This window comes from Tsuneonella sediminis, assembly GCF_051912845.1.
GTDB classification, from domain to species: Bacteria; Pseudomonadota; Alphaproteobacteria; order Sphingomonadales; family Sphingomonadaceae; genus Tsuneonella; species Tsuneonella sediminis.
On the sequence record NZ_JBNCBU010000001.1, the window covers coordinates 1,921,946 to 1,946,276 of the forward strand.

At 68.3% G+C, this 24,331-nt stretch carries 20 protein-coding genes; 10 read left to right on the forward strand and 10 right to left on the reverse strand.

Translation table 11 applies throughout. The annotated features are described in order from the left end of the window. Window positions 1–50: 50 nt before the first annotated feature. Window positions 51–731, forward strand: coding sequence for an NnrU family protein (locus tag ACPV3N_RS09735; protein ID WP_440117061.1), 681 nt, complete (start codon window positions 51–53; stop codon window positions 729–731). Between the two features lie 27 nt (window positions 732–758). Here ACPV3N_RS09735 and dxs read toward each other — a convergent pair whose 3' ends face one another. Continuing rightward, a complete protein-coding gene (dxs, locus tag ACPV3N_RS09740) occupies window positions 759–2,708 on the reverse strand; it encodes a 1-deoxy-D-xylulose-5-phosphate synthase (RefSeq protein ID WP_440117063.1) in 1,950 nt (649 codons plus the stop codon). A gap of 136 nt (window positions 2,709–2,844) precedes the next feature. Here dxs and ACPV3N_RS09745 point away from each other — a divergent pair, with 136 nt between their 5' ends. After that, window positions 2,845–3,384, forward strand: a complete 540-nt coding sequence (locus ACPV3N_RS09745) for a GNAT family N-acetyltransferase (RefSeq protein WP_440117065.1) — start codon at window positions 2,845–2,847, stop codon at window positions 3,382–3,384. 1 nt (window position 3,385) lies between these two features. On the opposite strand, the gene ACPV3N_RS09750 is transcribed toward ACPV3N_RS09745, so the two are convergent. Genes ACPV3N_RS09750 through ACPV3N_RS09760 form a run of 3 tightly spaced genes read right to left on the reverse strand, consistent with a single transcriptional unit; the run spans window position 3,386 to window position 4,713 of the window. Next, window positions 3,386–3,847 carry a Fur family transcriptional regulator gene (locus tag ACPV3N_RS09750; protein ID WP_440117067.1) on the reverse strand — a complete coding sequence of 154 codons (462 nt, stop codon included), beginning with the start codon at window positions 3,845–3,847 and terminating at the stop codon, window positions 3,386–3,388. 42 nt (window positions 3,848–3,889) lie between these two features. Beyond that, window positions 3,890–4,567 carry a peptide-methionine (S)-S-oxide reductase MsrA gene (gene msrA, locus ACPV3N_RS09755; protein ID WP_440117069.1) on the reverse strand — a complete coding sequence of 226 codons (678 nt, stop codon included), beginning with the start codon at window positions 4,565–4,567 and terminating at the stop codon, window positions 3,890–3,892. Then, window positions 4,564–4,713 carry a hypothetical protein gene (locus tag ACPV3N_RS09760; protein ID WP_440117071.1) on the reverse strand — a complete coding sequence of 50 codons (150 nt, stop codon included), beginning with the start codon at window positions 4,711–4,713 and terminating at the stop codon, window positions 4,564–4,566. Before ACPV3N_RS09760 ends, msrA begins: the two co-directional genes overlap by 4 nt. 102 nt (window positions 4,714–4,815) lie before the next feature. On the opposite strand from ACPV3N_RS09760, the gene ACPV3N_RS09765 reads away from it, so the two are divergent. After that, entirely contained in the window at window positions 4,816–6,390 is a 1,575-nt protein-coding gene (locus tag ACPV3N_RS09765; RefSeq protein ID WP_440117073.1) for a phytoene desaturase family protein, read from the forward strand. Window positions 6,391–6,409: 19 nt separating this feature from the next. On the opposite strand, the gene purH is transcribed toward ACPV3N_RS09765, so the two are convergent. From purH to rpe, 3 genes are all read right to left on the reverse strand, one after another. Beyond that, window positions 6,410–7,999, reverse strand: coding sequence for a bifunctional phosphoribosylaminoimidazolecarboxamide formyltransferase/IMP cyclohydrolase (purH, locus tag ACPV3N_RS09770; protein ID WP_440117517.1), 1,590 nt, complete (start codon window positions 7,997–7,999; stop codon window positions 6,410–6,412). A gap of 106 nt (window positions 8,000–8,105) precedes the next feature. Beyond that, window positions 8,106–9,953 carry a heparinase II/III family protein gene (locus tag ACPV3N_RS09775; RefSeq protein ID WP_440117074.1) on the reverse strand — a complete coding sequence of 616 codons (1,848 nt, stop codon included), beginning with the start codon at window positions 9,951–9,953 and terminating at the stop codon, window positions 8,106–8,108. Then, the gene (rpe, locus tag ACPV3N_RS09780) at window positions 9,953–10,615 is read right to left on the reverse strand and encodes a ribulose-phosphate 3-epimerase (protein WP_440117076.1); all 663 of its coding nucleotides are present in this window, start codon (window positions 10,613–10,615) and stop codon (window positions 9,953–9,955) included. The genes ACPV3N_RS09775 and rpe overlap by 1 nt, the downstream gene beginning before the upstream one ends. A gap of 241 nt (window positions 10,616–10,856) precedes the next feature. On the opposite strand from rpe, the gene ACPV3N_RS09785 reads away from it, so the two are divergent. Next, entirely contained in the window at window positions 10,857–11,357 is a 501-nt protein-coding gene (locus ACPV3N_RS09785) for a DUF2141 domain-containing protein (RefSeq protein ID WP_440117078.1), read from the forward strand. Here the strand turns inward: ACPV3N_RS09785 and ACPV3N_RS09790 are convergent. Together ACPV3N_RS09790 and ACPV3N_RS09795 are read right to left on the reverse strand one after the other, a co-directional pair. Then, window positions 11,348–12,247 carry a hypothetical protein gene (locus ACPV3N_RS09790; protein WP_440117080.1) on the reverse strand — a complete coding sequence of 300 codons (900 nt, stop codon included), beginning with the start codon at window positions 12,245–12,247 and terminating at the stop codon, window positions 11,348–11,350. The two genes, ACPV3N_RS09785 and ACPV3N_RS09790, sit on opposite strands and share 10 nt — an antisense overlap. After that, window positions 12,244–13,212 carry a diacylglycerol/lipid kinase family protein gene (locus ACPV3N_RS09795; RefSeq protein ID WP_440117082.1) on the reverse strand — a complete coding sequence of 323 codons (969 nt, stop codon included), beginning with the start codon at window positions 13,210–13,212 and terminating at the stop codon, window positions 12,244–12,246. Before ACPV3N_RS09795 ends, ACPV3N_RS09790 begins: the two co-directional genes overlap by 4 nt. Window positions 13,213–13,301: 89 nt before the next feature. Here ACPV3N_RS09795 and ACPV3N_RS09800 point away from each other — a divergent pair, with 89 nt between their 5' ends. Genes ACPV3N_RS09800 through putA form a run of 3 tightly spaced genes read left to right on the forward strand, consistent with a single transcriptional unit; the run spans window position 13,302 to window position 19,311 of the window. Further along, window positions 13,302–14,510, forward strand: coding sequence for a M20 metallopeptidase family protein (locus ACPV3N_RS09800; RefSeq protein WP_440117084.1), 1,209 nt, complete (start codon window positions 13,302–13,304; stop codon window positions 14,508–14,510). A 6-nt stretch (window positions 14,511–14,516) separates the two neighbouring features. After that, window positions 14,517–16,133 (forward strand): long-chain-fatty-acid--CoA ligase, encoded by a 1,617-nt coding sequence (locus ACPV3N_RS09805; RefSeq protein WP_440117086.1) that lies wholly within the window; start codon window positions 14,517–14,519, stop codon window positions 16,131–16,133. 55 nt (window positions 16,134–16,188) lie between these two features. Continuing rightward, a complete protein-coding gene (gene putA, locus ACPV3N_RS09810; RefSeq protein WP_440117088.1) occupies window positions 16,189–19,311 on the forward strand; it encodes a bifunctional proline dehydrogenase/L-glutamate gamma-semialdehyde dehydrogenase PutA in 3,123 nt (1,040 codons plus the stop codon). 11 nt (window positions 19,312–19,322) lie between these two features. Here putA and ACPV3N_RS09815 read toward each other — a convergent pair whose 3' ends face one another. Next, window positions 19,323–19,949 carry a TetR/AcrR family transcriptional regulator gene (locus ACPV3N_RS09815; RefSeq protein WP_440117090.1) on the reverse strand — a complete coding sequence of 209 codons (627 nt, stop codon included), beginning with the start codon at window positions 19,947–19,949 and terminating at the stop codon, window positions 19,323–19,325. A gap of 122 nt (window positions 19,950–20,071) precedes the next feature. On the opposite strand from ACPV3N_RS09815, the gene ACPV3N_RS09820 reads away from it, so the two are divergent. The 3 genes from ACPV3N_RS09820 (at window position 20,072) to ACPV3N_RS09830 (ending at window position 24,311) form a co-directional block, all read left to right on the forward strand. Beyond that, entirely contained in the window at window positions 20,072–22,426 is a 2,355-nt protein-coding gene (locus tag ACPV3N_RS09820) for a TonB-dependent receptor (protein WP_440117092.1), read from the forward strand. An 81-nt stretch (window positions 22,427–22,507) separates the two neighbouring features. Then, complete coding sequence (gene dcd, locus ACPV3N_RS09825) at window positions 22,508–23,062, forward strand: dCTP deaminase (RefSeq protein WP_440117094.1); 555 nt, start codon at window positions 22,508–22,510, stop codon at window positions 23,060–23,062. Between the two features lie 73 nt (window positions 23,063–23,135). Then, window positions 23,136–24,311: a saccharopine dehydrogenase family protein gene (locus ACPV3N_RS09830; RefSeq protein ID WP_440117096.1), complete on the forward strand. Its 1,176-nt coding sequence runs from the start codon at window positions 23,136–23,138 to the stop codon at window positions 24,309–24,311. The last annotated feature ends 20 nt before the right edge of the window (window positions 24,312–24,331 follow it).

A 24,331-nucleotide genomic window follows, 5' to 3' on the forward strand; every position in this document is an offset into this window, starting at 1 on the left:
TGCAATAACGAACTGAATGTGGTCAACCGGGTCCCCAAGGGAGTTCGTCGATGGATCCAGCCCTCACCCAGTTGCTTGCGGCCTCGATCACGTTCGTGGGGACGCATTTCGCGTTGTCGCATCCCTTGCGCGCGCCGCTCGTTCGCCGGATCGGTGAAGGACCATTCCTGGGTCTCTACTCGCTTGTCGCCGCGGCGGCGCTGGTGTGGATGGTCATCGCGTTCCGTGCGGCGCCTGCGGCTGACATACCGGGCGCGGTGGGCGATGCCGGGTGGATCGCGGCCAGCCTGCTGACGATCCCCGCGCTGGTGCTCTTCTTCGGCTCGTTGCGCAGCAATCCGGCGCTGCCCAATCCTGGCGCCGCCAAGCCCATCGACCGGGCGCCGACCGGGGTCTTCGCGGTCACCCGTCACCCGATGATGTGGGGTTTCGCACTCTGGGCGCTGGCGCACCTTCTGCTTGCATGGAGCTGGCGAACCACGATCGTGGCGCTGGCTATCGGCTTCCTCGCGCTCGTCGGCGCGCACATGCAGGACCGCAAGAAAGAGGCGCTGCTGGGCGAGGCCTGGGCAGACTGGGAGGCGCGGACCAGCTACTGGCCGCACTGGCAGAACCTGCTGCGCGCCGGATGGGGCCTGTGGGCTCTCGCCATCGCGGCGTGGCTCGTGGTGACCTGGGCCCACATCCATGCCGCAGGGGTTCCGGCCGGCCTCTGGCGCTGGATGGGCTAGCTTGCGCGGGTCGGGTGAGGGGCCGGTCTAGGCCCTTGCTTCCCCTGCCCGCTCTTCGGTCCCCGCGCTGTTGTGGCGCAGCGCCTTCAGCACGGTATCGACGATGTGCGGCGCGTTGAGGCCGGCCTCGTCGTACTGCCTGGCGGGATCGTCATGGTCCTGGAACACGTCGGGCAGGCGCATCGTGCGGATCCTGAGGCCGCCCCCCGCTCCGTCGGGGTCAAGCAGCCCCTCGTCGCTCGCATGCGTGAGCACGTGCGCGCCGAGGCCGCCGATGGCGGCTTCCTCCACCGTGACGACGACATCGTGGTCGCGCATGAGGCGGTCGATGAGCGCGGTGTCTAGCGGCTTGGCGAAGCGCAGGTCGGCGACCGTGGTGGACAGGCCCTTCGCCTCGAGCGCGTCGGCTGCCTTTTCCGCTTCCGCCAGGCGGGTGCCGAGCGACAGGATCGCGACCTTGGTGCCTTCCCGCACGATACGTCCCTTGCCGATTTCCAGCAGCTGCGGCGTCTCGGGAAGGGGAACGCCAGTGCCCCCGCCGCGCGGGTAGCGGAACGCGATCGGGCCGCTGTCGTGCATCGCCGCGGTGTAGGTCATGTGGACCAGTTCGGCCTCGTCGGCGGCGGCCATCACGACCATGTTCGGCAGGGTCGAAAGATAGGTCACGTCGAACGATCCGGCGTGCGTGCAGCCGTCGGCGCCGACCAGCCCGGCGCGGTCGATCGCGAAGCGGACCGGCAGGTTCTGGATAGCGACGTCGTGGACCACCTGGTCGAACGCACGCTGGAGGAAGGTCGAGTAGATCGCCGCGAACGGGCGCATGCCTTCGGCGGCGAGACCGGCGGCAAAGGTAACGGCGTGCTGTTCGGCAATGCCGACGTCGAACGCCCGGGCGGGATGCGCCTTCGCGAAGCGGTCCACTCCCGTCCCGCTCGGCATGGCGGCAGTGATCGCGCAGATGCGCGGGTCGCTGTCGGCCAGCTTCGCCAGCGTGTCGCCGAACACGTTCTGGTAGGCGGGCGGTCCGCCTGCGCTCTTCTTCTGTTCGCCGGTGATCACGTCGAACTTCTGGACGCCATGGTACTTGTCGGCGGAATTCTCGGCCGGGGCGTAGCCCTTGCCCTTCTTGGTCACGACATGGATCAGGATCGGCCCCTGCTCGCTGTCGCGCACGTTCTCGAGCACGGGGATCAGGTGATCGAGGTTGTGACCGTCGATGGGGCCGACATAGTAGAATCCCAGCTCCTCGAACATCGTGCCGCCGGTGACCATGCCGCGGGCATATTCCTCGGCTTTCTCGAGACCGCTGAACACCCTGCGCGACAGCTTCTTGGAGATGCGCTTGGCGAGGCTGCGCAGGCCGAGATACTCGCTCGAGGAGACCATCCGCGCGAGGTACGCCGACAGCCCGCCCACCGGCGGGGCGATCGACATGTCGTTATCGTTCAGGATCACGATCAGCCGGTTGCCCGCCTGTTCGGCATTGTTCATCGCCTCGTACGCCATGCCGGCGCTCATCGCGCCGTCGCCGATCACCGCGATCCCCCGGCCCGGCCTGCCCTGCAGCTTGTTCGCCATCGCGAAGCCCAGCGCCGCCGAGATCGAGGTCGACGAGTGCGCCGCGCCGAACGGGTCGTATTCGCTTTCGCTGCGCTTGGTGAAGCCGGAGAGCCCGCCGCCCTGCCGCAAAGTACGGATGCGGTCCCGGCGCCCGGTTATGATCTTGTGCGGGTAGGCCTGGTGCCCCACGTCCCACACCAGCTTGTCGGTCGGCGTGTCGAAGACATAGTGGATCGCCACGGTCAGCTCGACCACGCCGAGGCCCGATCCCAGGTGGCCGCCAGTGCTGCCTACGGCGCTGATCATCTCCTCGCGCAGTTCGTCGGCCAGCTGGCGAAGCTGCTCGGGCCTGAGCCGGCGCAGGTCGGTGGGCGTATCGACGGTGTCGAGCAGAGGCGTTTCCGGGCGGGTCGTCATGCCCATGTCCCTACAACGGGGCAGCGGGCGTGTCGATGAACGGTTGCGGATGAAACCATGAGCAATCGATGAAACAGGCGGCGGGCAACCGGTTCGGCGTTGACGCACGCGCATGCGGCAACGCAAATCGCCAGTCATGGGTGAGCCGCGGATTCGCAACGCGACGATGCATGACATCCCGGCGATTGCCGGGGTGATGGAACGCGCGATCGCCGAACTGCAGAAACCGTTTCTCAGCCCCGACCAGATCGCGGCAAGTCGCAAGAGCATGGGCCTCGATACGCAGCTCGTCTCCGACGGGACCTATTTCTGCGTCGAGATCGACGGCGCACTTGCCGGCTGTGGCGGGTGGAGCAAGCGGGCGACGCTCTACGGGGGCGACCATTCCGCGGAGACGCGCGACGACCGCCTGCTCGACCCTGCCAGCGAGCCGGCGCGCGTACGCGCGATGTATACCGATCCCGCCTTTACCCGGCGCGGCGTGGGGCGGTTGATCCTCGAGGCCTGCGAAACCGCGGCGCGCCAGGCGGGTTTCCGCAGGCTCGAGATGATGGCGACGGTCGCGGGCGAGCCGCTCTACGCGGCGTGCGGCTACCAGGTGGTCGAGCGGGTCGAGCGCATGGCCGCCGAAGGAACGGCGGTCCCCGGCGCGGTCATGGCCAAGAATCTCGACTAGGTCAGCGGCATTGGGCGCACAGCCCGCGAATCTCTATCACCGGGCGCTCGGGCTTGAAGTCGGCCGCCTCGGCCAATCCGCGTACGGTCTTGCTGACGGCATCGTTGTCGATGTGGGTCGCCTCGCCGCATTCGTCGCAAACGAGGAAGATGCAGTCGTGCAGGCACCCCGGATGGCTGTTGGCGAGATAGGCGTTCGACGATTCGACCCGCATCGCCAGGTTGTTCGCCACGAACAGGTCGAGGATTCGGTAGATCGAATTGGGCGCGATACGCTTGCCCCGCTTGGCGGACACCTCGTCGGCGATGTCGTAGGCGCTGGCAGGGCTGGCGTGAGTGGCGAGCGCGCCGAACACGTCCGCGCGCAGGTCTGTCCACTGCTCGCCGGCGCGGGTCAACGCGTCTTGGGCGGCATGGACGAGGTCGTGCCCCGAGTGCTCGTGATGATGATGGAGGGTCGCCATGGCGGCAATGTAGTGCCTGCCGCCGCGTAGCGCCAGATAGCCTCAGTTCGGGGTGAAAGACGCCTTGTAGAGCGCCGGATACATCGCCTTGAGCGCGCGCACCTTGGGCGCATCCCAGCGCACGATGTAGGGATGTTTCGGGTTCTTCTGCGCGAAATCCTGGTGACGGGATTCCGCCGGGTAGAATGCCTGCGCGCGTTCGATCCCCGTCACGATGGGTTTCTTCCAAGCGCCCGACGCGGCCATCTGCCTGAGATAGGCGCTTGCCACGGCGCGCTGTTCCTCACTCATCGGGATCAGCGCGGCGCGATACTGCGGTCCCACGTCGGGGCCCTGCCGGTTCCTGAGCGTGGGATCGGCCACGACCGAGAAAAACACCTGCAGGAGCTGGTCGTACCGCACGAGGCGCGGGTCATAGGTGACCTTCACGGCTTCGGCGTGCTCGGTAATGCCCGACGAGACGATCTCGTATCTGGCGGACCGCTCGGTTCCGCCGTGATAGCCGCTGACCGCGCTGGTTACGCCTTTCACGTGACTGAACACGGCCTCGACGCCCCAGAAACATCCGCCGGCGAAGATGGCCGTCTTGAGGCCGGGTCTCTCGGCCGCGATCCTGGTGGGAGCGGGAGCAGCGACGGTTGCCTCGCCGGCTACGGCCGGCTGCTGGCACCCGGACAGCGCCAGCGTACAGATCGCCAGCAAGAGCCCCGCATGCTTCATTCGGCGGAAGCATCCGTGGTTGCGGCGTGCGCCTGGGGAACGAGAGTGTCGGCCATGTTCGGTGCGATCTGCCATACCACGATCGCCGCGCCGAGCGCGAATCCGATGGCGAAGTTGCGATAAAGTTCGGGTGTGAACAGGCCCATGGCGTCGTCTTCTTCCGTTTGCGTATCGCGCCGGGCTAGAGGAAGTCGGGTTGCAACGCGCTTAATGCGCGGGTTGTGCGGCGTTCAGGAAACGGAAGAGAAATGCTCGACGCGGTGATCATCGGGGCGGGCCACAATGGGCTGGTCTGTGCATTCTACCTTGCCCGCGCAGGGCTGAAGGTCCGGCTGTACGAAGCGCGCGATGTGGTCGGCGGGGCAGCGGTGACCGAGGAATTCGCGCCCGGTTTCCGCAATTCGACCGCGAGCTACACCGTCAGCCTGCTGCAGCCCAGGGTCATCGCCGACATGGGCCTGGTCCGGCGCGGCTACCGGGTGATCGAGCGCCCGGTGTCGAACTACCTGCCACTGGACGGTGATCACCTCGTGCTCGGCGGGGGACTCGAGGCGACCCAGGCCGAGTTCGCGCGGTTCTCGCCCGCCGATGCCGCGGCGCTTCGCGGATATTACGCGATGCTCGAGGGCGTGGCGGGGGTACTCCGCGATCTCGCTCTCAGGATCCCGCCCGATGCCGCCGGGGGTCCGCGGGCGCTGCTCGATACCGTCGTGCAGTCGCGAAAGGTTGCGAAGCTGCCGTTGGCAGCGAAGCGCGATGTGCTCGCGCTGTTCACCCGCTCGGCTCGGGAGGTGCTCGATGCGTGGTTCGAAAGCGAGCCGGTCAAGGCCGCTTTCGGGTTCGACGCCTGCGTTGGCAACTATGCCAGTCCCGATGCGCCCGGGAGCGCATACGTCCTGCTGCACCACGTGTTCGGCGAAGTGAACGGCAAGAAGGGTGCCTGGGGGCACGTCCCGGGCGGGATGGGCACGATCACGCAGGCGATGGCCGAGGCGGTGCGCGAGGTGGGCGGGGAGATCGTGACCGGCGCGCCCGTGGAGCGTGTTCTCGTCGAAGGCGGTAGCGCAGTCGGCCTGCGGCTGGCGAGCGGAGAAGAGGTACGAGCCCGGCGCGTCATCGCCAACGTGGGACCCAAGCCGCTGTTCGACCGGCTGGTTCCCCGCGAGGCGGTGCCCGAAGACTTCATGCGCGCGATGGCCATGTACGCGGGCGGCTCGGGCTCGCTGCGGATGAATGTCGCGCTGTCGGGTCTTCCGCGTTTCCGCCATGCACCACCGGGCGATGCACACCTCAAGGCAGGCATCGTCATCGCGCCGAGCCTCGACTACATGGACCGCGCGTGGCGCGACGCCAGCGAGTTCGGGTTCAGCAAGGCGCCGATCGTCGAGATGCTGATCCCGAGCCTCGTCGACGACAGCCTCGCCCCGCCCGGCCAGCACGTTGCGAGCCTGTTCTGCCAGCATGTCGATCCCGATTTGCCTGAGGATCAAGAGGATGCCGCGGTCGAAGCGGTCATGGCGACGATCGAGCGGCACGCGCCGGGCTTTCGTGAACAGGTTCTCCACAGACAGGTCCACACCCCGCGCGCGCTCGAGGCGAAGTTCGGCCTCTGGCGCGGCGACATCTTCCACGGCCGGATGAGCCTCGACCAGCTGTGGGCGGCGCGCCCGGCACTCGGTGCGGGCAGCTATCGCACCCCTGTGCCGGGGCTGTGGCTGTGCGGATCCGGCACCCACCCCGGTGGCGGCGTCACCGGAGCTCCCGGCCACAATTGCGCTCATGCAATATTGCGCGCCGGCTCGAGATTGCCCTGGCGTCGCTAAAGCCCTGCGGCCGCGAAGCTCAGTGCCGGAAGTGCCGCATCCCGGTGAACACCATCGCGAGGCCCGCTTCGTCGGCGGCCTGGATGACCTCCTCGTCGCGGATCGATCCGCCCGGCTGGATCACCGCGGTGGCGCCCGCCTCGGCAGCCGCGAGCAGCCCGTCGGCGAACGGGAAGAACGCGTCCGAGGCCACCGCGCTCCCCGCGGTGCGCGGCTGGTGCCAGCCGAACTTCGCCGCTGCCTCGGCCGCCTTCATCGCCGCGATGCGCGAGGAATCGCGCCGGTTCATCTGACCCGCCCCGATCCCCGCGGTGACCCCGTCCTTGGCATAGACGATGGCGTTAGACTTGACGTGGCGCGCGACGGTCCAGGCGAACAGGCAGTCCTTCAGCTCCTGCGCGGTCGGCGCGCGCTTGGTCACGACCTTCAATTCGGCCTCGGTAATCGCGCCGTTGTCGCGGTCCTGCACCAGGATGCCGCCCGCGATGATCGCCAGCGTCTGTCCGGAACGACGCGGATCGGGAAGCTCGTCGACCAGCAGCAGGCGCAGGTTCTTCTTCTTCGCAAACGCCGCGCGCGCCGCATCGTCGGCACCGGGGGCCACCACGACCTCGGTGAAGATCTGGCAGATCGCCTCAGCGGTCGGCCCGTCGAGCGGAACGTTGGTCGCGACGATCCCGCCGAACGCGGAGACGTCGTCGCACGCGAGCGCGCCCTGCCACGCCTCGAGCAGGCTTGCCGCCTGCGCCACGCCGCACGGGTTGGCGTGCTTGACGATCACCACCGCCGGGTCCTGCCCGCGAAATTCGGCGGCCAGTTCGAGCGCGGCGTTGGCGTCGTTGTAGTTGTTGTACGACAGTTCCTTGCCCTGGACCTGGCTCGCCTGGGGAAGCCCCCGGGTATGCGGGCCGCCGGGAAGGTACAGCGCCGCCTCCTGGTGCGGGTTCTCGCCATAGCGCAGGGGACCGGCAAGGACGCGGGTCATCGAAACCGACGGGGGGAACTTCTGCCGCTGGTCGCCAAACGCGAACCACTGGCTGATCATGCTGTCGTACGCGGCGGTGGCGGCAAATGCCTTGGCCGCCATCCGTTTGCGGAACTCGATGGTCGTCGCCCCATCGTGCGCGCCCAGTTCGGCAAGTAGGTCGTCGTAGTCGGCGGGATCGGTGACGATCGTCACGTACTCGTGGTTCTTGGCCGCCGAGCGGACCATGCTGGGTCCGCCGATATCGATGTTCTCGATCACCTCGTCCCGCTCGGCGCCGCGCATGACGGTGGCCTCGAACGGGTAGAGGTTGACCACGACGAGGTCGATCGCGCTGATGTCGTGCGCGTCCATCGACGCGGCATGCTCGGGGTTGTCGCGCACCGCCAGCAGTCCGCCGTGGATCATCGGGTGCAAGGTCTTCACCCGCCCGTCCATCATTTCGGGAAAGCCGGTCACGTCCGACACGTCGCGCACGTCGAGGCCGAGGTCGCGGATCGCCTTCGCGGTCCCGCCGGTCGAGATGAGCTCGACGCCGGCATCGGCAAGCGTCGCGGCAAGCGCGGCGAGGCCGTCCTTGTCGGACACGGAGAGCAGCGCCCGCTTGATGGTCACGTCAGTCACGTCGAGGTCCTCTTTCGTCATGCGAGCCGCCGGTTCCGCCGCCGCGGGTGCCCGGTTCACTGCGGATTTGTAGCGCCAGCGCCCTCGCAACGGGGCCGAAGCGCCGTCAACCCATTTTCTTGAACAGCCAGGCGAAGCTGCCACCGCTCCGGGGGGTCATTCCCTGCGCGACGATCTGCTGGATCGGCTGCGGACGACCCTGACCGTCGACCCACAGGCTCTCCTCGATCGACAGGTCCACGCCGTCGCCCGCCTGACCCAGCCGGAACTGCCAGTAGCTGCCGTCGGGCAGCGCCAGCCCTGCGCCCCGCCCGTCCTCCGACAGACCGAGCTCGATCCCGGGACCCACGTGGAACCGCAGGGCGAAACCGATCTTCCCGCGCTTGGCGGACTTTCCGGCTGGAACCAGCAGGTCTTCGCCGCGCAGCTCGCTTCCGTCGTCACGCAGGATGAGGATCCGGCGGTGAACGAGGCCATGCCGCCCCGTGTAGCCGTCGTGGCTCGCTTCGAGCCGGGTCGCGGTGCCGTTTTCCAGCGGCATCATCCGGCGGTCGATCTCGACCTCCGTGACGCCCGCCCCGAGCTTGCCGTGAAGCAGGACGGCGGTCGAGTTGGCGTCGTCGAGCACGAGCGTGGAATGCGCAGCGGTGGCGCGCAGGCCCTGCTCGATGCGCACGGGCACCTGCCCGCCGGCGAACGCCGCGCCGCCGCAGTTGACGACGATCCGCTGCGGACCATGGCTCAGTTCGAACGCCAGCGTCGAGGCGCAGCCCGAACGCGCGTGCTTCGCAAGCGGCGGCGGGGCGGCATCGAACTGGAGCACGGCCTTGCCCCCGGTCGCCCGCTGGTAGCCCCACTGACGCGCTTCCTTGAGCGGCCGCGTGCGCACCCCGCTCGCGGCAACGAGGGTCGAAATGCGTTCGGCCGATACCGCGCCCGCGCCCTGCCACGAGCCGATCCCGCCGTCTCCGTGCGTAAGGGCGAGGAGCGGGGGGACCAACAGGTTCAGCATCGCGTCGATCGCGGCGGGCGGTTCGCGCCGGACCGCGCGGTAGCAGGCCTTGAGCTCGACCAGCAGGGCGATCGCGTCGATCTGCGCCAGCGGGCTGCGCGAGAGCGCCCCTCCGTCTTCAGCCACGAACTCGCCGAGCGCTCTGATCAGCCCCGCTTCGCCGTAGAGCCGCCGCGGCTTGCCGTCAGGCAGCAGCAGGCCAGCTGCGACGATCGCGGTCCACCCGGTCACCTGGCCAAGTCCGTCAGGCGCCCTGGTGACGCTGCGGTCGAGCCAGCGCGCGGTCGTTTCCATCGCCGCCAGCGCGCGGGCGCGCAGCTTGCCGTCGCCCGACAGGATCAGCGGGGCGTGGACCAGCCAGCCCAGCAGGCGGAGCCCGGCGTTCTCGACGTGCCACGGCGTGCCTTTGCCCGGCGCGGGATTGGCGTTGAGCCAGGCGGCAAGCACGCGCTCGGCGGTCGCGGTACACTGTTCGCGCGGAGCGCAGGCGGCGAGGTCGCGCAACCAGGTGAACCCGTGGACCGCCCGCGCAAACGGCGGCGTCAGCGGCGCGGCGGGTGCGAAATCCATCTGGGCGATCGGCGCCTTCACGCCGTGCACAAAGAAATGTCCTGCGCGCAGCGCCACCCCTTGCGCGCGCTCGCCTCTCAACGGGCTTTCGACGGTGCCGAGCAGGCGGGGCCTGGCCGGCTTGCCGAACGGGCGCGCCAGCGTGCTGCCCGACACGCCGAGGCGATAGGCGAGCCGGATCAGGGCCTCTCCCGCCCCGACGGAGGGCGGGCCGAAATCGGCGATGGCGAGTGCGCGTCCCGGCTCGATGACCTCGCCGGGCCCCTCGTAGAGAGCATGTGGGTCGGTGCCAGGGCCGAGCGGTAGCGCGCGCGCCGCGCCGCTCGTGTCCGGAGCGCGCTCGCGGACCTGCTCGAGCGCGGCGTCTGCCATTACTGCGCGCCTTTCAGCGCGGCGATGTTGGCCGCGTATCGATCCGGCCCGCCCTTGAATGTCGCCGAGCCCGCCACGAGCACATCAGCCCCGGCATCGACGCACTGGCGCGCGGTCACCGCGTCGACCCCGCCGTCGACTTCGAGGTGGATCTCCCGGCCGGACTTGTCGATCATCTTGCGAACCGCCTCGATCTTGCGGAGCTGGCTCGAGATGAAGCTTTGCCCGCCGAAACCCGGATTGACGCTCATGACGAGGACGAGGTCGATCTCGTCGATGAGATAGTCCAGCATCTTGGCGGGGGTCGCGGGGTTAAGGCTGATCCCAGCCTTCTTGCCGAGCGTCCTGATCGCCTGGACGGTGCGGTGGACGTGCGGGCCGGCTTCGGGATGCACGGTGATGATGTCCGCGCCCGCGTCGGCGAATGCTTCCAGCCAGTTGTCGACCGGGCTGACCATCAGGTGGACGTCGAATGGCTTGTCGGTGTGAGGACGCAGAGCCTTCACCACCCCGGGTCCGATCGTGAGATTGGGGACATAATGCCCGTCCATCACGTCCACGTGGATCCAGTCGCAGCCGGCCGCGTCGATCGCGCGCACTTCCTCCCCCAGCCGCGCGAAGTCGGCGGAAAGGATGGAGGGGCTGATGAGCGGGGCGGCCATGCAATCGGGCTCCAGATGCCTGCTCCTTCGCTTAATCATCGGCCGCGCGCGGGCACAAGCGAGCGGGCCCGCTTTTCCACACGCCCCGGGGTCAAAATCCCGCGATGTGCCGGACGGAGACACGATTGCCGGCAATTCAGGGCAAATTCAGCCCGCCAACGCCAGTTTCGCATCCGACCACCGGGGCCTCGCGGCGATCACGGCTTGAGCCGGTCGCCTTTCCCGCCATATGGACACTCCCATGATCTCGACCCGCCTCCGCCTTCCCGCTGCCTTGCTCGCCACCGGTGCGCTCGCGCTCGGCGCTGCCGTGCCGGTCCAGGCGCAGTACCGCGAGAAGATCGCCAACGACATGAGCCAGTGCCGCAGCGACAGCGGCCCCGCGGTTCTCGTCACCGTCGACGGGGTCAAGGCCGGAAAGGGCCGGATCCGCGTGCAGAGCTATCGCGCCACTCAGGGCGAATGGCTCGCCAAGGGCCGCTGGCTCGCCCGCGTCGAGGCGCCGGCAAGGGCCGGAACGATGACCTTCTGCGTGCCGGTCCCGGGTGCAGGGTCCTATGGCATCGCGGTCCGCCACGACCTCGACGGCGATGGCGAAACAGACCTGATGAGCGACGGCGGGGGCATGTCGAACAACCCGTCGATCAACATCTTCAACCTCGGCAAGCCGAGCTACAAGAAGACCGCGTTCACGGTCGGCAACGGGGTCAAGTCGATCCGCATCCAGATGCGCTACATGTGAGCCTCGCGGCGGGTCCGCCAGACCCGCCACAGGACGCCGGGCGCCGCGAGCAATGGATGCCTTTCCCGCCACGGGGTGACCTCCACGCGGACGCCGGTGTGGCGCTCGATTTTCCACGCCGCATATGCAGCCGCGCCGTCGAACGTGGCGCTTGCCTTGACCAGCCGCAAAAGGTTCAGCGGCTTGCCGAGCCGGGCGCGGGCGCGCCACCAGGCAAGGACGCGCCGCCGTTCGGCCTGGCGCAGGTGCGGTGCCAGGAGCCCCTTCTCGCGATCGAAGGCGATCCCTGCCGCCTCCCACGCGAGCGGGAGAAGCCCATCGAAGTGATCGGCATTGACCGACAGTATATCGCTTTCGCGCCCCGTCTTCTCGACCCGGAACTCGGCCTCGTAGGTCGCGCGGAACAGGGCACGCCAGAACTCCTCCGGATGGCCGCGTTTCGGGCCGAGCGCAGCGGCGAGGCGGGCGGCGGTCCGTGCCGCACCTGCGATCGCCTCGACGGCATCGGCGCGGGCCGCTTCGTCGCGCGCCCAGACGAGCCCTGCCGGCTGCACGAAGCGCGCCCAGATCGTCGTGTCGCGTGATTCACCCGCTGCCGCCCGGGCGAAAGTGTCGAGCGCCATGGTCGCAATCTTGGCCCGTAATACCCGTCCATCGCGGGTCCATTCGCGGTACGACACGCGCGGCCAGATCCGCTCCACCTGCGGACCCGGCAGAAGGACGTAGAAATCGAGCACCCCGTCGAGCGAGCCGGTCCTGAGGTTCGATCCGTAGAACAGCACCGCCCGCGCCCCGTTTTCCTGGCCCAGTTCGCCCGCGATGGCGACGACGGCGGGGTGGACAGGCGCGCCGAGAGAGGCCGCAATGCGGGCCTGAAGTTCGCCGGTCATGGAACCACGAACGACAGCTCCGGCCCCTCGACGATTTCGTAGCGCCCGGCCGGAAAGGCCTCGCCATCAAGAATGAAGCGGTCGGAGAGGTCGATTTCCAAACGGTCGGTGGCGCAGCGGTGGACTCCGTTCGGGGCGAGCCAGTCGCTTTCCCATCCCGCCGCGATCGCCGGGACCATCGCCATGACCCGGCGGCGGGGATGGTCGATCACCGCAAGCTTCAGCCCGCGAAGACGGGGAAACGGCCTGGCGCCCGCGGGGAAACGGTCGAGCGTTGAGGCCAGCAACATCGTGCGTCTTGCAGGATCGCCCCACCGGCTGCGCGGCAGTTCGCTGCGCTCCTTGCCGGTGCGGACGGTCATTTCGACCCCGCGCCGCCAGCGGTTCCGGTCGGTGCCGAGCAGCGCCTGAACCACGCCCCAGGCCGTCGTCGCGCCAACCGCCAGGCTGTCGAAGGCGCCGAGCCGGTGCGCATCCTGTCCGGCGGCGATCGCGGTAGTGAATATCCCTGCGCCGAAAATGAAACCGGCAAGCTCGCCCCCGCTCTCGCGGTCGCGCACGATCAGCGGGCGGCGCACCACCCGGCGGCCGTGCGCCATCGCCTCGATCACGCCGCGCACGTTCCAGTCCTTCGGCGCTCCCAGGTCGACGTTGAGCGCGTTGGTCTTGCCCGCCGGGATCACCGCCAGCTCGGGCCAGTCGCCGCGAAAGACCGGCAGTCCGGCCGTCAGCACGTCGCGCACGGTCCCGTCGCCTCCGCTCACGACGACGCACGCCACGCCCTTGGTCGCGAATTCCTCGAGCACCGGGCGCAGGTCGCCCCGCCGGTCCGGGGCAGCGACGTGCACGCCCGGCAGCGCCGCGACCGATTCGCGCAGTTTCGCGTTGCGGTGGCTGCGCGGGTTGAAGATCACCCCGACGCACGGCGCCGGGCGGTCGTTCAAGGAAATGCTGGTGGAGGCCATGTCAGTCACCTCGCCCTTAGATGGAGGGGGCGGTGGCGGGCCACAAGTTTTTGCCGCCCGTCGCCTCAAGTCGCGCTATCGTGCCGGACATGCTGCATCCTGACCTGCTCGATTCGGCGCGCGCGATTTCCGACCGTATCGTCTCGCTGCGCCGCGCGATCCACGCCGAGCCCGAAATCGGGCTCCAGACCCCGCTGACGCTTGCCAAGGTCCGCCAGGCCCTGGCCCATCTACCGCTCGAATGGCGCGAGGGCGGGACCACAACCGGCGCCGTCGCAACGCTCAGGGGCGCGTGCGCGGGCGCCCCCTCGCACGGCAGGGTGCTCCTGCGCGGCGACATGGACGCGCTGCCGATGCCTGAAGAGACGGGCCTCGATTTCGCCTCGACGATCCCGGGACGCATGCACGCCTGCGGGCACGACACGCATACCGCGATGCTGGCGGGCGCGGCCGAGCTGCTCTGCGCTCGCCGCGACGAGATCGCGGGCGAGGTCCAGTTCATGTTCCAGCCCGGCGAGGAGGGGTACCACGGCGCCCGGCACATGCTCGACGACGGGCTGATAGACCCGCTGCCTGACGCTGCGTTCGCGCTGCACGTGATGCCCAACGCGCGGCATGGCGCGGTTGCCGGACGCGCCGGGCCGCTGATGGCCGCGGCCGACGAGTTCGACATCGCCATCGAGGGGCGCGGCGGGCACGCGTCGATGCCGCACGACACGCGCGATCCGGTGCCGGCGGCATGCGCGGTGGTGTCGGCGTTGCAGGCGGCCGTCACCCGCCGCTTCAACGCCGCCGACGCGGTCGTCGTCACCGTCACGGTGATCGAGGGCGGGACGGCGCACAACGTCATCCCCGACCGGGTCAGGCTGCGGGGGACCATGCGCACGCTTTCGCCCGCCAACCGCGCGCTCGTGCACGAACTGGTCGAACAGACCGCGCGGGGAGTCGCGGCGGGTTACGGGGTCGAGGCCGTGGTGACGATCCGCCACGGTTTTCCCGTTACCGTCTGCGACGAGCGGGCGGTCGCACTGGGCCGCGCGGTCACGGGCGACCTCTTCGGCAATGATGCATGGACCCCGTTGCCTGCGCCGATCATGGGGGCAGAGGACTTCTCCTACCTCCTCGAGAAGGTGCCCGGCGCGATGTTCTTCCTCGGCGTTGCGCACGAGGGCGACGACTGGCGCTCGTGCTGCTCGATCCATTCCACTCGCATGGTGGTCGACGAGAGCGTGCTGCCGCGCGGGTCCGCGCTGCTCGCCGGATGCGCCTTGCGGTTCCTCGAAAAGGGTTTCGCGTAAAGCCGCTTGCGCCGCTCGGTTGCTCTCGGCAACCTGTTCCGCACAGGCAATCGCCGGGGCGACCCGGCGGACCGGGAGAGGCCGATGCAATACGAGGACAAGTCGCGCACGCTGGGCGAGGCGGTGGCGCGGTGGGCCGCCACCATGCCCGATGCAGTGGCGCTGCGGCACGACGACCTTACTGTCGACTGGCGTACCTATGACCGGAACGCGACGCGCATCGCAAACGGGCTGGCCGCGCTCGGCCTGAAGAACGGCGCGCGGGTCGCCTATCTCGGCAAGAACTCGGCGCGGGTCTGCCAGCTTTTCATGGGCACCGCGCGTGCCGGGATGGTGCTGGTGCCGGCGATCTGGCGCCTGGCGGCGGCGGAAGTCTCGACCATCCTTGGCGAATCGGAAGCCGGCGTGCTGTTCGTCGAGCCGCAGTTCGAGGATCAGGCATTCGATGGCCCGCGGATCGTGATGGACGAACGGTTCGACGAGTGGGTCGCCGGCCAGCCGGACAGTCCCGTCGACACCGTCGTCGACCGGTCCGACGTTTTCCTGCAGCTCTACACCTCGGGCACGACCGGGATGCCCAAGGGCGTGATGCTCACACACCGCAACGCGACGGTCCTGCGTCCGATCGTCGAGAAGGAACTGCCGGGCTGGTTCAGCTCGCAGCCCGGCGACACCCTGATCCACGCGATGCCCTTCGGGCACATCGCTGGGGCCGGCGCGGTCACGGCCGCGGTCGGCGCGGGGCAGCAGCTGATTGTCCATACCGAGTTCGATCCCGCGCTGATCATCCGCGACATCCAGCGCTATGGCGCCAAGCAGGCGTTCCTCGTGCCAGCGGCGCTCGCGATGCTGCTCGACCACCCGGACGCAAAGAACGCCGATTTCTCCAATCTGGAGGGCATGGCATATGGCGCGAGCCCGATACCGCTCGACCTGCTGCAGCGCGGGGTCGAGCGGCTGGGATGCGATTTTGCCCAGATGTACGGGATGACCGAAACCTACGGCACGGTCGTATATCTGGGTCCCGAAGACCACCGGCCGGGCCGCGAACGGGTCATGCGCTCGGCCGGCAAGGCGCTGCCCGGGGTCGAAATTCGCATTCTCGACGAAGCCGGCAACCCGCTTCCGCCGGGAGAAATCGGCGAGGTCGCCATTCACAGTCCGACCAACATGGCGGGTTACTGGAAAAAGCCCGAGGAGACTGCGCGGGTGCTCAGCGCCGACGGGTGGATGAGGACGGGAGACGCGGGGATTCTCGATGAAGAGGGCTATCTGTTCATCCAGGACAGGATCAAGGACATGATCATCACCGGCGGCGAGAACGTCTATCCGGCGGAGGTCGAGAACGCCCTTTACGCCCATCCCGACGTCGCGGACGTGGCGGTCATCGGCGTGCCCGACGAACGCTGGGGCGAGGCCGTGAAGGCGGTCGTCGTCCCGCGACCCGGCAGCGCGATCGACGCCGATTCCGTTATCGCCTGGGCGCGGGACAGGATCGCCGGGTTCAAGTGTCCCAAGACCGTCGATTTCCTTGACGTCCTGCCCCGGAATCCGTCCGGAAAGATCCTGCGCCGCGAGTTGCGCACGCCGTATTGGGAGGAGCGCGAGCGGCAGGTCAACTGAGCCACCGTCTCACTACGCTTGATTGCGGCGGAAACCGGGTGCAGGGGCGCGGGCCATGTCGCGCCTTGTTCCCGTCGATCGCCACGCCCTGCGTCTTGCCTACAGGATGGAGGAGAACGCCTGCGCTTCCGAGCGCATCCGCATGGCCGCGCCTGCTGAGGCCGTGCATGAAGAAGCGGCGCGCATCGCTTCGAGGCTGATCGAGGGCGCCCGTGCGCGCAAGGCGAGCGGCCTGGACGCGTTTCTGCAGACCTATGGCCTCGACACCGAAGAGGGCATCGCGCTGATGTGCCTGGCGGAGGCCCTGCTGCGTGTGCCCGACGCGGCGACTGCGGATGCGCTGATAAAGGACAAGATCGGCCATATCGACTGGGGCGAGCATCTCGGCGAATCGAGCTCGACCTTCGTCAACGCGGCGACTTTCTCGCTCATGCTGACGGGTGAAGTGCTCGAGCGGCCCGAACTGCACCAGCGCGGCATGGGGCGCACCCTGCGCGGGGCCATGAACCGGCTCGGCGAGCCGGTGATCCGCAAGGCGACCCTCCAGGCGATGCGCATTCTGGGCGGGCAGTTCGTGTTCGGCCGCACGATCGACGAGGCCCTGAAGCGGGCCGTGCCCGAGCGGGCGCGCGGACTCACCCACAGCTTCGACATGCTTGGCGAGGCGGCGATGACGTTCGAGGACGCGAACCGCTACCGCGCGAGCTACGAGCGGGCGATCGACCGGCTCGCGCGCGAGACGAAGAGGGGCTGGGAAACCTCGCCTGGAATCTCGGTGAAACTGTCCGCGCTCTACCCGCGCTACGACTTCCTTCACGCCGAGGCAGCGACGGCGGAACTGGTGCCGATGCTCAAGGAACTGGCCGGCAAGGCGCGCGACGCCGGCATGCATTTCACGATCGACGCCGAGGAAGCCGAGCGGCTCGAGCTGTCGATGGACATTATCGAGGCGCTGGTCGCCGACGACGACCTGTTCGCCCGTGCTGACGGGACTGGCTGGACCGGGTTCGGTCTTGCCGTGCAGGCCTACCAGAAGCGAGCGGTCCACTTGTGCGACTGGATCGCCAAGCTGGCGCGGCGGCACGGACGGCGGCTGTTCGTCCGGCTGGTCAAGGGCGCCTACTGGGACAGCGAGATCAAGCTTTCGCAAGTCGGCGGCTATGCCGACTACCCGGTATTCACCCGCAAGGTCGCAACCGACGTCAGCTACCTCGCTTGCGCGGCGAAGCTGTTCGAGGCGGCCGACGCGATCTACCCGGCTTTCGCCACTCACAACGCCTACACGATCGGTGCCGTGAAGGCGCTGTCCAGGGGGCGCAGCTTCGAGTTCCAGCGCCTGCATGGGATGGGCGAGGACGTGTACGACGAACTCGCGAAGCTGGAGGGCGACCGCAAGACGCCCGTTCGCATCTATGCACCGGTCGGCGTGCACAAGGACCTGCTTGCGTACCTCGTGCGCCGGCTGCTGGAAAACGGTGCCAATTCCAGCTTCGTCAACCGGATGGCCGATGCCGGCGTGCCCGTCGCGGAGCTAACCGGCGATCCGATAGCCGAGCTGTCCGCTCTGGAGCCCAAGCGCAACCCGTCGATCCCGTTGCCACCCGACATCTTTGGCAATCGCGCGAATAGCGCAGGCGTCGACCTTGCCGACCCGCTGGTGCGGGGGCCGCTGCTGGAGGAACTCGCGCGCCTGGAGGACCGACACTGGGATGCCGGTCCGACTTTCCAGGGCGAACAATCGGGCGAAGTCGCGCCGATCACCTCGCCGCAGGACCTGACGCACGAGGTCGGCGCACGCCGCGACGCCACCGCCGAGGAAATCGCCGCGGCGATCGGCCGGGCCGAGGCGATCCAGCCGGGCTGGAACGCCCTTGGCGGCGAGAAGCGGGCGCTCCTGCTCGAAGCCGCGGCCGATGCCTTCGAGGCGCATACGCCGGAATTTCTCTCGCTCTGCCAGCGCGAGGCGGGCAAGACCCTCGTCGACGGCGTGCTCGAGGTGCGCGAGGCGGTCGATTTCCTGCGGTTCTACGCGGGCGAGGCGCGGCGGCTGTTTTCGACCCCGATCCCGCTCCCTGGCCCCACAGGCGAGGAGAACCGCCTGAGCCTTGCGGGACGCGGGGTGTTCGCGACGATTTCTCCGTGGAACTTCCCGCTCGCGATCTTCATCGGCCCGGCCGCCGCCGCGCTGGCGGCGGGCAACACGGTCGTCGCCAAGCCTGCCGAGCAGACCCCGTTGATCGCGGCGCTTGCGGTCCGGCTGTGTCACGAGGCGGGCATTCCGGAAGAGGTGTTCCAGCTGCTTCCGGGCGGGAGCGAGGTGGGCCAGCTCATCACGTCGGACCCGCGCATCGCGGGCGTCGCCTTCACCGGCTCGACCCAGACCGCGCAGGCGATCAACCGCAGCCTTGCCGCGCGCGAAGGGCCGATCGCCACGCTCATCGCGGAGACCGGCGGCCAGAACGCGATGATCGTCGACAGTTCGGCGCTGCCCGAACAGGTCACCCGCGACGTGGTCAACAGCGCTTTCCAGAGCGCGGGCCAGCGGTGCAGCGCGCTGCGCGTGCTCTATCTGCAGGACGACGTCGCCGACGAGATGATGCGGATGATCAAGGGCGGGTTCGAAGCTCTCGAGATCGGCGACCCGGCCGAGCTCGACACCGACGTCGGCCCCGTGATCGACGAGGATGCCCGCGCCGCGCTCGAGCGCCACGTCGCCCGGCGCAAGAAGGAAGGGCGACCGGTCTGGCGCCGCAAGCTGTCCAAGGGCACGGGCAAGGGGTGTTTCGTCGCCCCGACGATCATCGAGATCGCCTCGATCAAGGACCTGCGCCGCGAGAACTTCGGGCCCGTCCTCCACGTGGCGCGATACCCGGCGCACGAGCTTGAACGGGTGATCGGCGACATCAATTCGGTCGGCTTCGGCCTGACGCTCGGTCTCCACAGCCGGATCGCCGAGACGCGGCGGACCGTCGAGCGGCTCGCGAGAGTGGGCAATCTCTACGTCAATCGCAACCAGATCGGCGCGGTCGTCGAAAGCCAGCCGTTCGGTGGCGAAGGACTGTCCGGCACCGGACCCAAGGCCGGGGGGCCACATTACGTCCTCCGGTTCGCGACCGAGCGGGTGGTCTGCATCGACACCACCGCGGCCGGGGGGAACGCCAGCCTGCTTGCGTCGTAGCCGGCGCGCGGTCAGCGCCGGGCGAGGCCATCTTCGAGCAGCGCGCTCACCGCGGCGGTGATATCCTCGACCGGCCGACTATCGTCCCACACGCCGAAGCGCATGCCGAGGAACACGTTCGCGCCCATCAGTGCCCAGGCGCGCACCTCGTTGTCGCCGGGCGTAAGCAGGCCTAACTCCTGCGCGGCGGCCAGGCGGCCCTCGATGCGCTTCGCGGTGCCCTCGTAGTGCGCGCGGTAACTGGCGGGATCGGCGAACTCGGCTTCGTCGATGATCCGGTAGATTTCCTTGTGCTCGCGCGCGAAGCGAAGGAACGCGGCGAGAGCCTCTGCCTCGCGCTCGATGCCGCTCGATGCTTGCGGAACCTCGGCGGCGACGGTCTGGGCGACCGCCCGGCTCATATCGCGTACCAGCGCCGAGAAGATCGCCTCCTTGCTGTCGAAGTAGGTGTAGAAGCTGCCGAGCGCAGTCCCGGCGCGCCGGGTGATCCCACTGATGGAAGCGGCGTGGAACCCCAGGTCGCCGAATTCCTTCGCGGCGGCGTCGAGCAGCTTGCGCAAGGTCTCGCGGCCCCGCGCGGTACGCGGCTCCTTGCCGGGGCTGGCGGCGCTCGCCGCGGAACGGGAACCTGTGGCCACGGCGCCACGGATAGGCCCGCAGCGGCGCGGCGGCAAGAATAAAGTTGAAAGGTGGTTCATCTTTCAATATGGACGGCGCGATCGCGGAAACCACAGCCGCGCACGTTCCGGGAGACCTCTTGATGATCCGCTTGACCGCCCGCGCCAGTCACATCGCGCTCGCCCTCGCGTCCACCGCGGTTGCCGCCCCCGCCTTCGCGCAGGACCTGCCCAACGAGCCCGCGGCCTCGGCGCCCACCGGCGAGGAAGGCGGAATCGTGGTCACCGCCCGCCGGCGCGAGGAGACGCTGATCGAGGTGCCGATCGCGGTCACCGCCTACAGCGCCGCCGCGCTCGAGCAGGCTGGCGCGATCGACATCACCGACATCGCCAACACCACGCCGAACACCACGCTCGAGGCCAGCCGCGGCACCAACTCGACGCTGTCCGCGTTCATCCGCGGTGTCGGCCAGCAGGACCCCGTCTCGGGCTTCGAGCAGGGCGTCGGGATCTATCTCGACGATGTCTACCTCAACCGTCCGCAGGCGGCGGTAATGGACATCTACGAGGTCGACCGGATCGAGGTGCTGCGCGGTCCGCAGGGCACGCTGTATGGTCGCAACACGATCGGCGGCGCGGTCAAGTACGTGACGAAGGCCCTGCCGCAAGACCCCTCGATGAAGATCAAGGCGACGTACGGCACCTATAATCAGCTCGACGGCATCGTGAGCGGTTCGGCGCCGATCGGCGACCTCGTAAGGGTGGGAGGCGCGGTCGCCCGGTTGACGCGCGACGGCTTCGGCGAGAACCTGACCACCGGGCTCGAGAACTACAACAAGGATGTCTGGGCCGCGCGCGGCACTTTCGAGATGGGAGGATACGGCGAGCCGGTCCTCATCCGCATTTCGGGCGACTACACCAAGGACGACAGCAATCCGCGCGGCGGCCACCGCCTGATCCCCGGACTCGCCTCGGGCGCCCCGGTGCTGAGGAACGTGTTCGACAGCCGCGGCGGGCTCAACGATCCCGAGCAGGAGGTCGAGGCTTACGGGCTGGCGATGAACGTCAGCGTGGACCTGTCCGATGCGTTCACGCTTCGCTCGATCAGCGCTTGGCGCAAGGACGACACGGCGACCCCGATCGATTTCGACGCGCTACCCGCGGTCGATCTCGACGTGCCCGGCATCTACCGCAACGAACAGATCAGCCAGGAATTCCAGCTGCTCTACGACCGCGGGCCGCTGTCGGCGCTGGTCGGATTCTACTATCTCGACGCGCAGGCCGACACACTGTTCGACGTGCGCCTGTTCACGACCTCGCCCGGCTTCACCGCGTTCACCGAGGCCGACGTCGATACCGAAACCTACGCGGTCTTCGCCGACCTGACGTTCGACCTCAGCGAGCAGCTCAGCCTTTCGCTCGGCGGGCGCTACACCTGGGACGAGCGCACCGCCGCGATCCTGCGCCAGAACTACGTCGGTGGAGGTTCGCCGGTGTTCGGGGGCGCAGGGGTCAGGGCCGGTGCCCCGGCGACCGACTTCAAGGGCAGCCGCGAGTTCAGGAAATTCACCCCGCGCGCCTCGCTCAGCTTCAAGCCAACCCCGGATCACAACGTCTATGCAAGCTTTAGCCAGGGCTTCAAGGGTGGCGGCTTCGACCCGCGCGGCGTGGGCATCAATGCACCCGATCTCAACCGCGACGGCGTGCGCTCGAACGAAGAGATCGCCCAGTTCCTGAGCTTCGCGCCCGAGCAGGTCGACAGCTATGAGGTCGGTTACAAGGGCAGCCTGATGGACGGCGCGCTCTATGTCGCGCTCGCCGGCTTCTACGCGGATTACACCGATGTGCAGATTCCCGGATCGGTGCCCTGCACCGCGGGCGGGGTGGTAACGTTCTGCGGCGTTGTTTCGAACGCCGGCAAGGCAACCTTCAAGGGTCTCGAATTTGAAACCACCGCGCGCATCGGCCGCGACCTGATGGCTGCCGGCGACCGGCTTAGCCTGGCCGGAACGCTCGGCTACATTGACGCGCAATACGACGAGTATATCACCAATATCGCGAGCGTGCCGACCGATGTCGCGCAGTTCCGCAAGGTGCAGAACACGCCCAAGTGGACCGCCAGCGGGACGCTTGCCTATTCGACGCCGGTCGGCGAAGGCGACCTCGATTTTAGCACGACTCTGTCGTACCGGTCGCGGACCTACCAGTTCGAAATTCCCAACCCGTTCATCGACCAGCCGGGTTACGCGCTGCTGGATGCGAACCTTGTCTACACCGCGCCCGATAAACGCTGGAGCCTGGGCCTCCACGGACGCAACCTGACCGACAAGGAATACAAGACCTCGGGTTACACCTTCGTCGCGACCAATCCGACCACGGGCGCGCTCATCCTCGGCGCGAACGGCCTGCCGGGCGGCGGTCTCGGCACCGAGAAGACGCTGACAGCGTTCTACGGCAACCCGCGGCAGGTGTTCGTCACCGGTACGGTCAGGTTCTGATGCAAGCGGGGGTAAGCCCGCGCTCCGGATAAGTCCGGGCGCGCGCTTGCCCCGCGCTGCGCGGTGGGGAATCACCGCCGCATGGCGATTCTCTCCGACAGGTGGATCCGCGAGGCGGCGACGACCCGCGGAATGATCGAGCCCTTCGTCGAGGCGCAACGCCGCGAGGGCTGCATCAGCTACGGCCTGTCGAGCTACGGCTACGACGCGCGCGTCGCCGACGAGTTCAAGATCTTTACCAACGTCGATTCGGCGGTGGTCGATCCGAAGGACTTCGCCGCGAACTCGTTCGTCGATCGCAAGACCGACGTCTGCGTGATCCCGCCCAATTCGTTCGCGCTTGCCCGGACGGTCGAATACTTCCGCGTGCCCGAGGACGTGCTGGTGATCTGCCTCGGCAAGAGCACCTATGCCCGCTGCGGGATCATCGTGAACGTCACCCCGCTCGAACCCGGCTGGGAAGGGCACGTCACGCTCGAGTTCTCCAACACGACCCCGCTGCCCGCCCGGATCTACGCCAACGAGGGCGCGTGCCAGTTCCTGTTCCTGCAGGGTAACGAACGGTGCGAGACGAGCTATCGCGACCGCGCGGGCAAGTACATGGGCCAGCGCGGCGTCACGCTGCCGAGGCTCTGAGCGGACGGCGCTGACGTAGCGGCTTTGACTCGGTCCTGGCCAGGGCGCATTCCTCGCTGCGAGGAGAGCGAGCATGGCGGACAGGGAATTCGATATCGTCGTCTACGGGGCAACCGGCTACACCGGGCGGCTCGTGGCCGAGCATTTCGTGCGCGAGTACGGCGGCAAGGCTGATGCGCCGCGGTGGGCGATGGCGGGCCGGAGCAAGTCCAAGCTTGAAGACGTGCGCGATCTGATCGGCGCGCCCGCGGGCACACCGCTGGTTATCGCCGATGCAGACGATCCCGGCACGCTCGACGCGATGTGCCATCGCACTCGCGTGGTCCTGACCACGGTCGGGCCGTACCAGTTGTATGGCGAGGAACTTGTCGCCGCCTGCGTGCGCGCGGGAACCGATTATGCCGACTTGTGCGGCGAGCCGGTCTGGATGCGCCAGATGATCGACCGGCACGAGGCCGCCGCGAAGGCGAGCGGGGCGCGCATCTGCTTTTCGTCGGGATTTGATTCGATCCCCTTCGACCTCGGCGTGCTGATGACCCAGAAGGAAGCGAGAGCGCGCTTCGGCTCGCCCGCGCCGCGCGTGCGAGCGCGGGTGCGCGGGATGTCGGGCGGCGCATCGGGCGGAACGGTCGCGAGCCTGACCGAGACGATGAAGGCGGTCGCGAAGAAGCCCTCACTGCTCGGCATCCTGCGTTCCAGTTTCGGCCTCACGCCCGGCTTCGAAGGACCCGACCAGCCGTCGGGGATGATACCCCGCTACGAGGACGACCTCGGCAGGTGGGCCGCGCCGTTCGTGATGGCGCCGATCAATACCAAGAACGTGCACCGCACCAACTTCCTCCTGGACCACCCGTGGGGCGCGGACTTCCGCTACGACGAGATGATGCTCACCAGCCCCGGAGAGGCCGGCAAGGCCGCCGCGGACGCGCTGGCCGGCATGATGAAGAACCCTTTCGGTGCAAAGCCGCCCAAACCGGGTGAAGGCCCCACGAAGGAAGAACGCGAAAACGGCTTCTACGACGTGGTGTTCATCGCGGAGATGCCGGACGGGCGATCGCTGCGCTACGCGGTCAAGGGCCGTTACGATCCGGGCTACGGATCGACCAGCCGGATGCTGGCCGAAACCGGGATGGCGCTTCTCGAGACCCGGGGTCCGGGCGGCATCGGCACTCCCGGGGCCTTTCTCGGCGAGGCGCTGGTCGAGCGGCTGCGCGAACATGCGGAGATCACCTTCGCGCCCGAGGACTAGGCCGCGCTGCAACTTTGCAT

Bases quoted from the DNA above. Each gene is read 5' to 3' on its own strand.
- ACPV3N_RS09830 (WP_440117096.1), top strand. From the start codon at position 23,136: ATGGCGGACAGGGAATTCGATATCGTCGTCTACGGGGCAACCGGCTAC.
- msrA (WP_440117069.1), bottom strand. From the start codon at position 4,567: ATGAAGCATGCGGGGCTCTTGCTGGCGATCTGTACGCTGGCGCTGTCC.
- ACPV3N_RS09760 (WP_440117071.1), bottom strand. From the start codon at position 4,713: ATGGGCCTGTTCACACCCGAACTTTATCGCAACTTCGCCATCGGATTC.
- ACPV3N_RS09750 (WP_440117067.1), bottom strand. From the start codon at position 3,847: ATGGCGACCCTCCATCATCATCACGAGCACTCGGGGCACGACCTCGTC.
- ACPV3N_RS09775 (WP_440117074.1), bottom strand. From the start codon at position 9,953: ATGGCAGACGCCGCGCTCGAGCAGGTCCGCGAGCGCGCTCCGGACACG.
- ACPV3N_RS09785 (WP_440117078.1), top strand. From the start codon at position 10,857: ATGATCTCGACCCGCCTCCGCCTTCCCGCTGCCTTGCTCGCCACCGGT.
- dcd (WP_440117094.1), top strand. From the start codon at position 22,508: ATGGCGATTCTCTCCGACAGGTGGATCCGCGAGGCGGCGACGACCCGC.
- ACPV3N_RS09745 (WP_440117065.1), top strand. From the start codon at position 2,845: ATGGGTGAGCCGCGGATTCGCAACGCGACGATGCATGACATCCCGGCG.
- putA (WP_440117088.1), top strand. From the start codon at position 16,189: ATGTCGCGCCTTGTTCCCGTCGATCGCCACGCCCTGCGTCTTGCCTAC.
- dxs (WP_440117063.1), bottom strand. From the start codon at position 2,708: ATGACGACCCGCCCGGAAACGCCTCTGCTCGACACCGTCGATACGCCC.
- rpe (WP_440117076.1), bottom strand. From the start codon at position 10,615: ATGGCCGCCCCGCTCATCAGCCCCTCCATCCTTTCCGCCGACTTCGCG.
- ACPV3N_RS09820 (WP_440117092.1), top strand. From the start codon at position 20,072: ATGATCCGCTTGACCGCCCGCGCCAGTCACATCGCGCTCGCCCTCGCG.
- ACPV3N_RS09735 (WP_440117061.1), top strand. From the start codon at position 51: ATGGATCCAGCCCTCACCCAGTTGCTTGCGGCCTCGATCACGTTCGTG.
- ACPV3N_RS09765 (WP_440117073.1), top strand. From the start codon at position 4,816: ATGCTCGACGCGGTGATCATCGGGGCGGGCCACAATGGGCTGGTCTGT.
- ACPV3N_RS09800 (WP_440117084.1), top strand. From the start codon at position 13,302: ATGCTGCATCCTGACCTGCTCGATTCGGCGCGCGCGATTTCCGACCGT.
- ACPV3N_RS09790 (WP_440117080.1), bottom strand. From the start codon at position 12,247: ATGACCGGCGAACTTCAGGCCCGCATTGCGGCCTCTCTCGGCGCGCCT.
- ACPV3N_RS09795 (WP_440117082.1), bottom strand. From the start codon at position 13,212: ATGGCCTCCACCAGCATTTCCTTGAACGACCGCCCGGCGCCGTGCGTC.